The sequence below is a fragment of the Dyella sp. 01N448 genome (genome assembly GCF_056399225.1).
On record NZ_JBFTQX010000030.1, the window covers coordinates 1 to 12,854 of the forward strand.

The 12,854-nt window shown below is 65.5% G+C and carries 9 protein-coding genes; 6 read left to right on the top strand and 3 right to left on the bottom strand.

Annotation, left to right across the window (positions count from 1 at the left end; all coding sequences use genetic code 11):
* Nucleotides 1-642: 642 nt before the first annotated feature.
* Nucleotides 643-1,425, bottom strand: coding sequence for an SDR family oxidoreductase (locus AC1DKY_RS21370; protein ID WP_441604754.1), 783 nt, complete (start codon nucleotides 1,423-1,425; stop codon nucleotides 643-645).
* A gap of 92 nt (nucleotides 1,426-1,517) precedes the next feature.
* Between AC1DKY_RS21370 and AC1DKY_RS21375 the strand changes: the two genes are divergently transcribed.
* Both AC1DKY_RS21375 and AC1DKY_RS21380 read left to right on the top strand, forming a co-directional pair.
* Nucleotides 1,518-1,736, top strand: coding sequence for a hypothetical protein (locus tag AC1DKY_RS21375; RefSeq protein ID WP_441604755.1), 219 nt, complete (start codon nucleotides 1,518-1,520; stop codon nucleotides 1,734-1,736).
* Between the two features lie 58 nt (nucleotides 1,737-1,794).
* Nucleotides 1,795-2,616, top strand: coding sequence for an ABC transporter ATP-binding protein (locus AC1DKY_RS21380; protein ID WP_477180046.1), 822 nt, complete (start codon nucleotides 1,795-1,797; stop codon nucleotides 2,614-2,616).
* Nucleotides 2,617-2,727: 111 nt separating this feature from the next.
* Here the strand turns inward: AC1DKY_RS21380 and sppA are convergent, their stop codons facing one another.
* On the bottom strand, nucleotides 2,728-4,590 hold the full coding sequence (sppA, locus tag AC1DKY_RS21385) for a signal peptide peptidase SppA (RefSeq protein ID WP_441604757.1): 1,863 nt from the start codon (nucleotides 4,588-4,590) through the stop codon (nucleotides 2,728-2,730).
* A gap of 127 nt (nucleotides 4,591-4,717) precedes the next feature.
* A complete protein-coding gene (locus AC1DKY_RS21390) occupies nucleotides 4,718-6,085 on the bottom strand; it encodes an MATE family efflux transporter (RefSeq protein ID WP_441604758.1) in 1,368 nt (455 codons plus the stop codon).
* A gap of 139 nt (nucleotides 6,086-6,224) precedes the next feature.
* Here AC1DKY_RS21390 and AC1DKY_RS21395 point away from each other — a divergent pair, with 139 nt between their 5' ends.
* From AC1DKY_RS21395 to tal, 4 genes are all read left to right on the top strand, one after another.
* Nucleotides 6,225-7,361, top strand: a complete 1,137-nt coding sequence (locus tag AC1DKY_RS21395; RefSeq protein WP_441604759.1) for a DUF3667 domain-containing protein — start codon at nucleotides 6,225-6,227, stop codon at nucleotides 7,359-7,361.
* Between the two features lie 473 nt (nucleotides 7,362-7,834).
* Nucleotides 7,835-10,003, top strand: a complete 2,169-nt coding sequence (locus AC1DKY_RS21400; RefSeq protein ID WP_441604760.1) for a primosomal protein N' — start codon at nucleotides 7,835-7,837, stop codon at nucleotides 10,001-10,003.
* Between the two features lie 53 nt (nucleotides 10,004-10,056).
* Entirely contained in the window at nucleotides 10,057-11,361 is a 1,305-nt protein-coding gene (locus AC1DKY_RS21405) for an NAD(P)/FAD-dependent oxidoreductase (RefSeq protein WP_441604761.1), read from the top strand.
* 36 nt (nucleotides 11,362-11,397) lie between these two features.
* Nucleotides 11,398-12,357, top strand: a complete 960-nt coding sequence (gene tal, locus AC1DKY_RS21410; RefSeq protein WP_441604762.1) for a transaldolase — start codon at nucleotides 11,398-11,400, stop codon at nucleotides 12,355-12,357.
* Nucleotides 12,358-12,854 lie beyond the last annotated feature (497 nt).

Consider the following 12,854-nt stretch of genomic DNA (forward strand, 5'->3'; position numbering starts at 1 on the left):
CCCCATACCTGCGTCACCCTTGTAGGAGCGCACTTGTGCGCGACCGCAGCGTCGCGGTGCATCGCTCCGGTTGGTCGCGCACAAGTGCGCTCCTACAAAAGACCGGCCGGCCCCGCAACGCCGAGCGTTGGGCTCTTGATCAGGCTCTTGATCAGGCTCTTGATCAGGCTCTCGCCCTTCGGGGTCCCCGTATGACGCGGCGGGCGGGTGGAGGAAAGCCCGAAGGGTGGCCGCAGGGATGCGGCCAGTTTTTCGACAGGACAGGGATGTCCTGTCGAAAAACCCCGTAACCCGCCCGCGCACCTGGAGGGCCATAGGCCCGGAAGGCGCGTCATCCGGGGGGCCCTTTCTTTTGGTTACTTTTCTTTGGGCAAGCAAAGAAAAGTAACTCGGGCCGCGGCAGCGGCACGAAAGCCCGCGGCAGGCGAGCCAGATCGCGATGACGCGACGACCGGGCGCAAAGTCACTGGATTCCTGCTTTCGCAGCAATGAAGAGAAAGAAACCGCCCGGCGAGTGACGACGGGCTGAGAGCATCAAAGCGTCAAAGCGTCAAAGCGTCAAAGCGTCAAAGCGTCAAAGCGTCAAAGCGTCAAAGCGTCAAAGCGTCAAACGCTAGCGCCTCATCCTCAACACACCACCCCCTAAAACCCATAATTCAAAAACCCCCCATCCACCGCCAACACCTGCCCCGTGACATAACTGGCAGCCGGAAGGCAAAGGAACGCGATCGCCGCCGCCACCTCCTCCGGCTCCCCGATCCGCCGCAACGGCGTGCGATCGAGCACCTCATCCAGGTACTCGTCATTCGCCAGCGCGGGTTCGGAACGCTGCGTCCGGATATACCAGGGCGCCACCGCGTTGACGCGAATGCCATCAGCTGCCCATTCCGCCGCCAGATTGCGCGTCAGCTGGTGCAGCGCCGCCTTCGACATGCCGTAGGCCGAGCCGGTGCGCACATGAGTGATGCCGGAAACAGAGCCCACGTTCACGATCGCCGCGTTCGCGTGCTGCACCAGTTGCGGGTGGGCGAGACGGCACATCTCGAAGGCGGAGAACAGGTTCTGTTCGAAGATCGCGCGGTAGTCGTCCTCGCGATAGGCCAAGGTCGGCGCGGGCTGGTTGCCGCCGGCGTTGTTGACCAGCAGGGACAGTGGTGCGCCAAGATCGGCGATCCAGTCGAACACCGCCAGGCGCTCTTCCTGTTCGCCAAGATCGGCGCCAAAGGCCAGCACGTCGATGCCGGGGAAATCGTCCACCAGCTCCACGCGCACCTGCTCCAGGTAGTCGGCGTCGCGCGCCACCAGCAGCAGATTGGCGCCCAGCGCGGCCAATTCGCGGGCGGTGGCGTAGCCGATGCCCTTGCTGGCACCGGTGATCAAGGCGGTGTGTCCCTGCAGCTGCCAGGCGTCGATGCGTGCGTTCATGGGCCGAGCTTAGAACGCGACCACGTTTCCCGCCAAGCACTGCCCGCTACCATGGGCGCGACACCGACTCCAACCCGACTCAAGGCTCCTGCATGAAACGACTCGCTGCCCTGCTGTGCCTGCTCTCCCTGGTCGCCTGCTCCGGCAAGCCGCCGGCACCGGTATCGGCGCCAGCCGCTGCCAGCACCGCGCGCGTTGCCACGCCCTGGGACGACATGGAGAAGGCCAAGCAGCGCGCCGCCGACGTGCAGAAAACGGTGGACGAGCAGGCGAAGAAACAACAGCAACAACTGGACGCCGCCCAGCAGTAAGCCACCCATCCCGGACTCGATACTTGGCAGTGGACGTCTGGACGTGCATGGTGTCGGCATGAACGCCCATCACGACGAGTTTGCCTCCGCTCCACTGCTTGATATCGACGATGCCAGCGTCATGCGCGGCGAGCGGCTGATCCTCGACCGTTTCAGCCTGCGCATTGGTGCGGGCGAACACACCGCCATCCTCGGTGCGAACGGCGCAGGCAAGTCCACCTTGGTGCGCCTGATCACACGCGAGCTCTATCCGCTCGCACGCGGCGACGGCCAGGCTGCCATGCACGTGTTTGGACGTGAGCGCTGGCATGTTTCCGATCTGCGCGGACTGCGTGGCATCGTTTCCCCGTCCTTGCAGCACGACTGCACCAGCGATGCCACGCTGGAGGTTTCCGAAGCGGTGCTGTCGAGCTTCTTCGCGGCGCAGCGGCTGGGCCTGGACCACCGCGTCACGCCGCCCATGCGCGAGCGCGCCGCAGAAGCGCTGGAACAAGCGGGCGCCACTCATCTGCTCGGCCGCTCGATGGCCAGCCTTTCGACCGGCGAAGCGAGGCGCGTGCTGATCGCGCGCGCCCTGGTGCACCGGCCCAAGGCGCTGCTGCTCGACGAACCCTGCGCGGGCCTGGACATGGCAAGCCGCCGGCGCTTCCTGGAAAACCTGCGCGGCCTCGCACGCCAGGGCACCACGCTGTTGCTGGTGACGCATCACGTGGAGGAAATCCTGCCCGAGATCCAGCACGTGGTGCTGCTGCGCGATGGACAGCTGCTCAAGCAAGGCGCCAAGGCCGAGGTGCTCACCAACGCGCTGCTCTCGGATACGTTCGGCATGCCCGTGTGCGTCGAACGCCACGGCGATTATTTCAGCGCCGCCATCGAGTAGGCGTTTAGCCGTCCATCTGCGAGGCGGGCATCGTCAAGTCGCACTGCACGCCCATCGCAAAAAAAGCCGCCGCCGGAATCCGGCGACGGCTCCACTAGCGGATCGTTCGACTCAGCGCGGCGTGCAGAAGCAATAGGCGTACACGTTCGGCCGACCGGACTGCGCCGTGCGCAGCAGCTTGAGCTCCGGTGCGAACGCGTCGACATGCGCGACCCACGACGGCAGCTGCACGCCGTAGGACTGCACCATCTGCACCATCGCGTTCTCATTGAGGCTGATCACGAACTGCTCGAAGCCGCCCAGCGGCTCCTCGACATAACGCACCGGCGCGCTCTTGCCGAGCTTGGCGCGCTGCTGCGCGTCGGCAACGGCATCGCCGAGACCACCGAGCTGATCGATCAGGCCGCGATCCAGCGCCTGCTGGCCCGTCCACACGCGGCCCTGCGCAATCGTGTCGATGGCGTCGTACGGCTTGCCGCGTGCCTTGGCCACCTGGCCGACGAAATCGCGGTAACCCTTTTCGATGGTGGCCTGGATCACCGTACCCACCTTCGGATCCAGCGGACGGGTGATGTCGAATGCGCCGGCCAGCGGGCTGGTACCCACGCCATCGCTCTTCACGCCCAGCTTGTCCAGGGTACCGGGCACGGTGAGCACCATGCCGAAGATGCCGATGGAACCGGTGATGGTATTGGGCTCGGCGTAGATGCGATCGGCATTCATCGAGATCCAGTAGCCACCGCTGGCGGCCACGTTGCCCATCGATACCACCACCGGAATGCCGGCCTCGCGCGTCAACGCCACTTCGCGGCGAATCTGCTCGGCCGCATAGACTTCGCCACCCGGCGAGTTCACGCGCAAGACCAGCGCCTTGGTGCGCTTGTCTTCGCGTGCAGCGCGGATCAAGGCCGCGGTGGAATCGCCACCCACGGTGCCCTGCGGCTGCTTGCCGCCGGAAATCTCGCCTTCGGCCACCACCACCGACACGCCCGGCGTCGTCGAGCTGTCTTCGGAAATGGTATCGGCATAACGCTGCAGCGAGACCTGACGGAAACCCTCGCCCTTCTTGCCGGCGGGTACGCCTTCCTTGCGCATCATCGCAATGACTTCGGCCGGCGTGGCCACGCCGTCGACCAGATGCTGGTCGAGCGAGAGCTGGCCCAGGTCACCCTTGGCGCTGGCGATCTTCTCGGGCAGCGAGTCGATGTCCAGACGCAGCGTGGCCGGATCGAGCTTGCGCAGCTTGGCCACTTCGTTGATGTAGGTATCCCACAGGCCGCCCATCCAGAAGCTGTCCGCTTCCTTCGATTCGGGCGAGGCATGGTCGAGGATGTAAGGCTCTGCCGCGCTCTTGAACTGGCCGACGCGGAACAGGTGCACGTCTACGCCCAGCTTGTCGAGCAGGTCCTTGTAGAACAGCCGGTAGTTGGCTAGGCCGGTGATCATCACGCCGCCTTGCGGATCGACCAGCACGCGGTCGGCATGGGCGGCGAGGTAGTACTGGCCCTGGTCCAGGCTGGGCGACCACACGATCACGGGCTTGCCCGCGGCACGGAAGCGATCGAGCGCGGCGCCTACCTCGCGCAGCGCGGCAAAGCCGCCGCCCTGCAGCTCGCTGGGCTCGAGCAGGATGCGGGTGATGCGCGAGTCCTTGGCGGCCGCGTCGATCGAGCCGATCAGGTCGCGCAGCTGGATCTGCTTGGGCGGATTGCCCGACAGGCTGGCCAGCGCACGCTGCATCGGCTCGATGCTGTACTGCTCGACCAGTTCGCCCTTGGGCTGGATGACCAGCACGCTGTCGCTCTGGATGAAGTGCTCGGTGCGTGCGCCGGCAAAGCCGACCAGGATGATCAGCAGCACGATCAGCAGCAGCGCAAAGAACACCAGGTTGAGTATGGTCAGCCTGACGATGTTGATGCCGCGCCCGAGGACGCAGAGAAAGGCCCAAAAACCGTTGGGGCGGCGCTCCGTCATTGCTTGGTTCCTCAGGATGACCATCACAGCGTAGCTGTTCGCGGGGCGCAGGTCATGTGGGGCAAACGGCACATGGCGGTTGCCGCCATTGGCGGTCGCCGGCTGCGCCGAAAGCCTCAGTCCTGGGTCAGGTGGGGAGCGGCCACTGGTGGTGAAACGCGCGGCGACAGAAGCGCGTGAGCAGCAGCACGGCGGCCACGGTGAGACCGGCGATCAGGCCGATCCACATGCCACGGGCGCCCATGCCATGGTGGAACGCAAGCCACCACCCGATCGGCATCCCCACGCCCCAGTAGGCGAACAGGGTGATCACCATGGGCACGCGGGTGTCTTTCAATCCGCGCAGCGCGCCGTTGGAGGTCACCTGGATGCCGTCCGGGAACTGGAACAGCCCCGCGAGCACCATCAGCTGCACCGCCAGCGTGATCACTGCCGCGTCATGCGTGTACAGGCGCGCCAGCAAGTGAGGGACGGTCAGCATCACGGTCGAGGAGACGATCTGCACGCAGACCGCCAATCCGACGCCACAAAGGCCGGCGTAACGCACGCCCTGCGCATCACCGCGGCCGACGGCATTGCCTACCCGCACAGTGATCGCCATCGAAAGGCCAAGCGGCACCATGAAAGCCACCGTCGCCACATTCAGCGCCACCTGATGGCTGGCCTCCACCGTCTCGCCCAGCGTCGCAAGGACCAGCGCCACTGCCACGAACAGGCCGCCCTCGGCGAGCAGGGTGATCGACATCGGGCCGCCGATCTTCAACAGCTCGAGGATCATTTTTGGCTTGGGCCAAGCCAGCCCGCCACGCAGATTGACGTCGTTGTAGGCCGGATGTTTGAGCACGAACCACAGGAATGCCAGCATTTCCAGCCAGAGCACCGTGGCGGTGGCGATGCCGCTGCCCAGCGAACCCAACGCTGGCAGGCCCAGCTTGCCGTACATCAGCACGTAGCCCAGCGGTGCCAGCACCGCCAGGCCGCCAAAGCTGAAATACATCGAGGGACGCGTCATCGACAGGCCTTCGGACAGGCCGCGTATCGCGAAATAACTCGTCAACGCGGGCGCAGCCCAGCTGATGGCGTGCAGGAAACGGGTCACGTCCGCGCGCAGCGAAGGGACCACGCCGATCCAGTCGATCAATGGCGTCGCATGACGCACCAGAAACCACAGCACGATGCCCATGCCCAAGGCCAGCCACATCGCCTGCACGAACACTGCCCCCGCCTCATGGCGACGACCGGCGCCGTCCAGCTGCGCCACCGATGGCGGTACCGCCATCATCATGCCCAGGCCACTGACCAGGGCCAGCGCCCAGATGCTCATCGAGGTGGTAACGGCGGCCTGCACGTGCGCGCTCAGATGCCCCGCGAGCATGGCGTCGACGACGTTGGGACCCACCGCTCCGAGCTGCGCGGCGATCAGGGGAAGGGCAAGACGCACCGTGGCGCCGACCTCGCGCGCCACCCTGGCGCGATCGGGGCGGAAAGACAGCATAAAGAGACTCCTTGGCCGCACATTCTAGCGCAGGCCCGCTGCGTGCCTTCCGACAACGGCTGGGGAAACGAGCCCACGGCAGCTGTCTGCGCTGGCTGCTTGTGCCAAGATCGCCCGCTGATTCTGCCGGGGGAGGCGCATGAAGAAGGAAATCGTGTCGTTCGAAGGCGTGCATTGCGCCAATTGCAGCGCGCCGATGCAGGGGGAGTTCTGCCACGAATGCGGGCAGTCCATCCACACCGTGCTGCGCCCCATGCATCACATGGTGGAAGACACGCTGGACCTGGTCCTTCATGTGGACGGTCGCGTGATCCACACCCTGCCCCCGTTGTTCCTGCGTCCGGGGTTCCTCACGCTGGAGTATTTCTCAGGCCGCCGGCAGCGCTATGTGGCGCCGTTCCGCTTGATGTTCGTGCTGTCGCTGCTGGCGTTCTTCATGTGCCATCTGGTGGTGGGCAATCTGGACATCCTGAAAGTCCACAGCGAGGCAAGCGAAGGTACCGGGCAATTTGCGCACGACCTCACGCCCAGCGCGGTTCGCACGCACTACGCGCAAGTGCGCAAGGACCTCGAGGCGGCCGCCGGCCAGTCCGACGAGAAAGGCAGCAAGAACTTCAATCGCCCGCTCAGCATCGAGCGCGACCACGCCAACCATCGCCTGACCCAGCTGGGTGCATCGCCGTTGACCGACACGGGCGTCGCCGAAACCAAATTCGAATCGATTCCGCTGCAGTCGACGCCCATCCATATCTCCTGGCTGCCCGAAGCGCTCAACCACAGTCTCAACCGTTCGGTGGCGCGGGCCGGGGCCAATGTCACCGACATCCAGGCCGGCGGCGAGCGCGCGGCGGAGGCGCAGGAGCGCATCACCGCCGCGGTGTTCCACGTCCTGCCACAGACCATGTTCGTGCTGATGCCGCTGTTCGCCCTGTTGTTGAAGTTCACCTATATCTTCAAGCGACGGCTCTACATGGAACACCTGATCGTGGCCCTGCACAGCCACGCCTTTCTATTCCTGACCCTGATGCTGGGCATGGGCGTGTATCTGCTCTACGGCTGGCTGGTGCCCCACGCCCACTGGCTGGGCACGCCCCTTGTCCTGGCCGCCTGGGGGCTCGGAGCGTGGGCGCTGGCCTATCTGCTGCTCATGCAAAAGCGGGTTTACCGGCAGGGCTGGTTCGTGACCATCCTGAAATACCTGTTCGTCGGATGGTGCTACACCTTCATGGCCACTTTTGCGCTCACCTTTGCCGCGGTTCTGGGCATCGCCAACTAGTCCGCGGCCGCGCGAACTTTTGTGACACAAATCACACACAAATCGCGCAGCGGCGCGGTTTCGCGGCACCTCAAAAGCGCTTTCAAGCGGGGTTTTGCACAGCGTCACACGGCTGTCAAGGCAAGTCCCATGCCTGTGGCAGTTAGATGAACCCCGCCATAGCGAAAATTTTAAGTTGCTGTTTTTACTTGGCTTTAGTTGCTGGCTAAAACTTGAACAGCGCGTACGGAAGGGCGTTTTCATGCGCCCTAGAGGCCTCCCTCAACGCACCATCCACAGAGTTATCCACAGACCTTGTGGATAAGCTCAAAAGACCCCTGCCAATAGTCACTTAGCTCTCTTTCCTAGATGACGAGGCAGCAAGACCCTGCAAGCCGCGGCCAAGCCCTCAAACAGATTTTGAGAGGGTTTCATCCGGCTGATATCTGACGGGGTGGAACGGCCCGGTTACACTGTTGTGCCGAGAGGTATTCATGCCCGCCGTCCTTCGCGTCGCCCTGCCGGTACCCCTGCCCACCTTGTTTGACTATCTGCCGCCGGCCAGCGGTGAGGCGGTAGCGGGCAGCCGTGTGCTGGTGCCGTTCGGCAAGGGCAAGTCGGTGGGCGTGGTGGTTGAAGCCAACGTGGAGTCGGCCGTGAGTCATGGCCGGCTCAAGCGCGTGCTGCGGGTGCTCGACGATGCCCCCTTGCTCGACGCCGAATTGATGGCCACCCTCGCCCGTGCCGCCGATTACTGGCTGGGCGCCCCCGGCGAGGCTTATGCCAATGCCCTGCCCCTGGCCTTGCGCGAGGATCGCCCGCTCCCGGACCTGCATGACGAAGCCTGGGCGCTCACCGAGAGCGGACGCAGCGCGCTGGATGCCGGCAGCCGACGCGGTGGCAGTCGCGCCCTGCTCGATGCTCTTTCCCGCGGACCGCAAACCGCCGAGCTGCTGCACGAGATGCTGCCCGGCTGGCGCGATGCGGCGCGACGCCTTGAGCAGGCCGGCCTGATCGAACGCACCCAGTCCAATGCCGCCGAACCACCCCGCCTCACCGAAGCACCCTCGCTGAGCGACGAGCAGCAGCAGGCCGTGCAGACGATCGGCGAATCGCTCGGCCGCTTTCAGCCGTTTCTGCTCGACGGGGTCACCGGCAGCGGCAAGACCGAGGTCTATCTCGCCCTGATCGAAAACGTGATCGCGCAAGGCAAGCAGGCACTGCTGCTGGTGCCGGAAATCGGCCTCGCGCCGCAAACCGTGCGCCGGCTGCGCGATCGCCTGGGCGTCGCCGTGCAGGTGCTGCATTCCAACCTGGCCGAAGGCGATCGCGCACGCGCCTGGTTGCGCGCGCGGACGGGCGAGGCCAAGGTGATTCTTGGCACACGCTCGGCCATCTTCACGCCGCTGCCGCATGCCGGCCTGATCGTGGTGGATGAAGAACACGACAGCGCCTATAAGCAGCAGGAAGGCTTTCGCTATCACGCACGCGACCTGGCCATACTGCGTGGCCGTGCGCTGAATATCCCGGTGGTGCTCGGCTCCGCGACGCCCTCGCTCGAATCGCTGGCCAACGTGCAGGCGAGCCGCTATCGCGCGCTGCATCTGCGTGCGCGACCGGGCGCCGTGCGCGCACCGCAGGTGCAGATCGTGGACATGCGTGCGCAACGCCTCGACCACGGTCTCTCGCCTGCCCTGCTCGCCGCGGTGGGCGACACCGTGGCGCGCGGCGAACAGGTGCTGGTGTTCCGCAATCGTCGCGGCTATGCGCCGGTGCTGCTGTGCTACAGCTGCGGCTGGCACGCGGAGTGTCCGCGTTGCGAGCACCCGATGACCTTCCATGCCGGGCGTCGCGCGCTGATTTGCCATCACTGCGATTACACCGCGCGCCCGCCGGCGCAATGCCCTTCATGCACGGCGCCGGATCTCAAGCCGCAGGGCCAGGGCACCGAACGATTGGAAGAAGCATTGACGGCGCAGTTCCCCGACGTGCCGGTGTTGCGCATCGATCGCGAGACCACGCGTCGCCGCGATTCGTTCGAACAACTGCTGGAAGGCTTGCACGACGACAAGCCCGCCATCCTGGTCGGCACGCAAATGCTGGCCAAGGGCCACGACCTGCCCAACCTCACCCTGGTCGCCATCGTCGGCGTGGATGAGGGCTTGCTCAGCGTGGACTTCCGCGCCAGCGAGCGACTCGCGCAACTTGTTGTACAGGTGGCTGGTCGCGCGGGCCGCGCCAAGAAACCGGGCCGCGTGCTGCTGCAGACCCATCATCCGGATCACCCGCTGCTGCGCCAGCTGCTCTCGCAAGGCTATGCCGCGTCGGCGCAGAGCCTGCTCGAGGAACGGCGCACCGTGCAGCTGCCGCCGTACGGACATCAGGTGCTGCTGCGTGCCGATGCGCACCAGCGCGAGCACGTCGATGCCTTCCTCGCCGAGGCGGCGCAGGCGCTGGCTGGCCTGCCGCTGCAGCTCGCCGGGCCGATGCCTGCACCCATGCCGCTGCGCGCCGGTCGCCATCGCGGGCAGTTGCTGATTGAAGCGGAGACGCGCGGCGCGCTGCATGGCGCTCTGCGTCCCTGGTATCCCGCATTGTCGACGCTGCCTTCGGCGCGTCGCGTGCGCTGGTCGCTCGACGTGGACCCGATCGATCTCTATTGACCGGGCGACGACGGCGCGACCTCCACGATACTCACCTCAGGTAGGAGCATCCGATGGAAGGCAACGCATCGTCCGACCCACGTCCCCATGTCGTCATCCTCGGCGGCGGTTTCGGCGGCCTGGCCGCTGCGCGTGAACTCGCCGACGCCAATGTCCGCGTTACGCTGATCGACCGTCGCAACCATCATCTGTTCCAGCCGCTGCTTTACCAAGTCGCCACGGCGGGCCTTTCCGCGCCGTCGATCGCGGCGCCCTTGCGGCAGATCCTGCAGAAGGACAAACACGTCACAGTGCTGATGGACGAAGCGCTCGACGTCGACCTCGATCGTCGCATCGTGCATCTCGCGCAAGGCGAACTGCCCTATGACGCCCTGATCGTCGCCACCGGCGCCACGCATGCCTACTTCGGACATGACGAGTGGGAACGCTATGCGCCGGGGCTGAAGACGCTGGAAGACGCCTTCACCATCCGCCGTCGCGTGCTGATCGCGTTCGAACGCGCCGAGCGTGAAGAGGATCCGGCGAAGCGGCAGGCCTGGCTCAATTTCGTGGTGGTCGGCGGCGGCGCCACTGGTGTAGAACTTGCCGGCACGCTCGCCGAGATCGCACGCCACACCTTGCCACGCGAATTTCGTCGCGCCGATCCGCGCATGGCAAACGTGCTGCTGGTCGAGGCCGGCCCGAAACTGCTGCCGGCGTTCGCCCCCGACCTCACCGAAAAGGCTAGGCGCCAGCTGGAAAAGCTGGGTGTAGAAGTGCGTTTGAACACCTCCGTCACCGCCATCGACGAGCACGGCGTGATGCTGGGCGAAACGCCGTATCCGGCACGCACCGTGCTGTGGGCGGCCGGCGTCGCGGCCTCGCCGCTGGGCGCCCGCCTTGGCGCGCCGGTCGATCGCGCCGGACGCGTACTGGTCGAACCGGACCTCAGCCTGCCCGGCCATCTCGAAGTCTTCGTGATCGGCGACCTGGCGAGCGTGACCCAGGCCGACGGGAAACCCGTGCCCGGCGTGGCGCCAGCCGCCAAGCAGATGGGGCACCATGCCGCGGCCACGCTCAAGACGCGCTTGCGCGGCGAGACCGCCACAAAACCCTTCCGTTATCGCGACGACGGCTCGCTCGCCACCATCGGGCGCATGGCCGCCGTCGCCCAGTTTGGACGCGTGAAGCTCTCGGGCCTGCTGGCCTGGTGGGTCTGGCTGATCGCCCACATCGCCTTCCTGATCGGCTTCCGCAACCGGCTGGTGGTGATGCTGGACTGGGCCTGGGCGTACTGGACCTACCAGCGCCATGCCCGCATCGTCACCGGGATCGATGAGCGGACCACCTCAGAATCGACTTTGCCGCGCGACGCTTAGGGTGGACAATCAGCGTTTTCCAAGCCGGATATCGTCGTGTCTTCCCAACTCGAACAACTGCGCCAGTACACCACCGTGGTCGCCGACACCGGTGATATCGAAGCCATCGCCCGCTGGCGCCCGGTGGATGCCACCACCAACCCGTCGCTGCTGCTCAAGGCCATCGAGAATCCGAAGTTCGCGCCGCTGATCGAAGAGTCGGTGGCGTGGGCCAAGGGCCAGAGCAACTCGCGCGGACAGCAATTGGTGGACGCCAGCGATCACCTCGCCGTCGCCGTGGGTCGCAAGATCGTCGACATCGTGCCCGGCCGCGTCTCCACCGAAGTGGACGCGCGCCTGTCGTTCGACGTGGATGCCTCCATCGCCAAGGCTGAGCGCCTGGTCGGCTTGTATGCGGAGCACGGCGTGTCGCGCGACCGCATCCTCATCAAGCTAGCCTCCACATGGGAAGGCATCCGCGCTGCGGAGCAGCTGGAAAAGCGCGGCATCAACTGCAACCTCACCCTGCTGTTCTCCTTCGAGCAGGCGGTGGCCTGCGCCGAAGCCGGCGTGTTCCTGATCTCGCCCTTCGTCGGCCGCATCATGGACTGGTACGTCGCCAACACCGCCACCAAGACCTACGCGCCGGAAGAAGACCCGGGCGTGCTGTCGGTGCGCCGCATCTACAGCTGGTACAAGCAGCACGGCTTCAAGACCGTGGTGATGGGCGCCAGCTTCCGCAACATCGGCCAGATCCAGGCCCTCGCCGGCTGCGACCGCCTCACCATCAGCCCCGACCTGCTCGAAAAACTCGACCAGGACAGCGCACCGCTGCAGCGCGCACTCAATGACAACGGTGCGACTCAGGCGGCTCCCAAGCCAATCACCGAAGCGCAATTCCGCTGGGGCCACAACGAAGACCCCATGGCCACCGACAAGCTTGCCGACGGTATCCGCAAGTTTGCTGTGGATCAGCGCAAGCTGGAGAAGCTGTTGGCGGAGAAGCTGGGCGGCTGATCGACGCGCCGCTTCGATAAAAAAAGCCCCGGCGCAAACCGGGGCTTTTTTTGTTCGATACCTCATGTGGGAGCGCACCCTGTGCGCGACAGCCACGCTGCGGTGTACCGCTCCGTAGGTTTGTCGCGCACAGGGTGCGCTCCCACAGACAAGCGGCAGGCGCGGCAAAGGAGGGGGCGATGCCCGAAGCCAATGCGCAGCGAGGCCCCGCTCTAAGTCCTCAGCGATTCGGGCGCGTTGCGCAGCGCTTGGAAGTACCCGCTGTGTACCCTCGGAGGTTGTCCCGCCAGACGCGCCTCGAGCGTTCGGGCTTATCCCAGCACGATGCTGCGGGCGTTATCAGGCCATTTTCTTTGGGTTACTTTTCTTTTACTCCGGGCATCCTGCCCTCCGCCCTTCGGGCCGGCTTCGCCGTTCGCACGCGCTCCTGCGCGTGCGTGGGCCAGCAAAAGAAAAGTGACTCGAGCGGCGGCAGCCGTTCGAAACGCCCGCCGCGT

Bases quoted from the DNA above. Each gene is read 5' to 3' on its own strand.
- AC1DKY_RS21370 (WP_441604754.1), bottom strand. From the start codon at position 1,425: ATGAACGCACGCATCGACGCCTGGCAGCTGCAGGGACACACCGCCTTG.
- AC1DKY_RS21375 (WP_441604755.1), top strand. From the start codon at position 1,518: ATGAAACGACTCGCTGCCCTGCTGTGCCTGCTCTCCCTGGTCGCCTGC.
- AC1DKY_RS21380 (WP_477180046.1), top strand. From the start codon at position 1,795: ATGAACGCCCATCACGACGAGTTTGCCTCCGCTCCACTGCTTGATATC.
- sppA (WP_441604757.1), bottom strand. From the start codon at position 4,590: ATGACGGAGCGCCGCCCCAACGGTTTTTGGGCCTTTCTCTGCGTCCTC.
- AC1DKY_RS21390 (WP_441604758.1), bottom strand. From the start codon at position 6,085: ATGCTGTCTTTCCGCCCCGATCGCGCCAGGGTGGCGCGCGAGGTCGGC.
- AC1DKY_RS21395 (WP_441604759.1), top strand. From the start codon at position 6,225: ATGAAGAAGGAAATCGTGTCGTTCGAAGGCGTGCATTGCGCCAATTGC.
- AC1DKY_RS21400 (WP_441604760.1), top strand. From the start codon at position 7,835: ATGCCCGCCGTCCTTCGCGTCGCCCTGCCGGTACCCCTGCCCACCTTG.
- AC1DKY_RS21405 (WP_441604761.1), top strand. From the start codon at position 10,057: ATGGAAGGCAACGCATCGTCCGACCCACGTCCCCATGTCGTCATCCTC.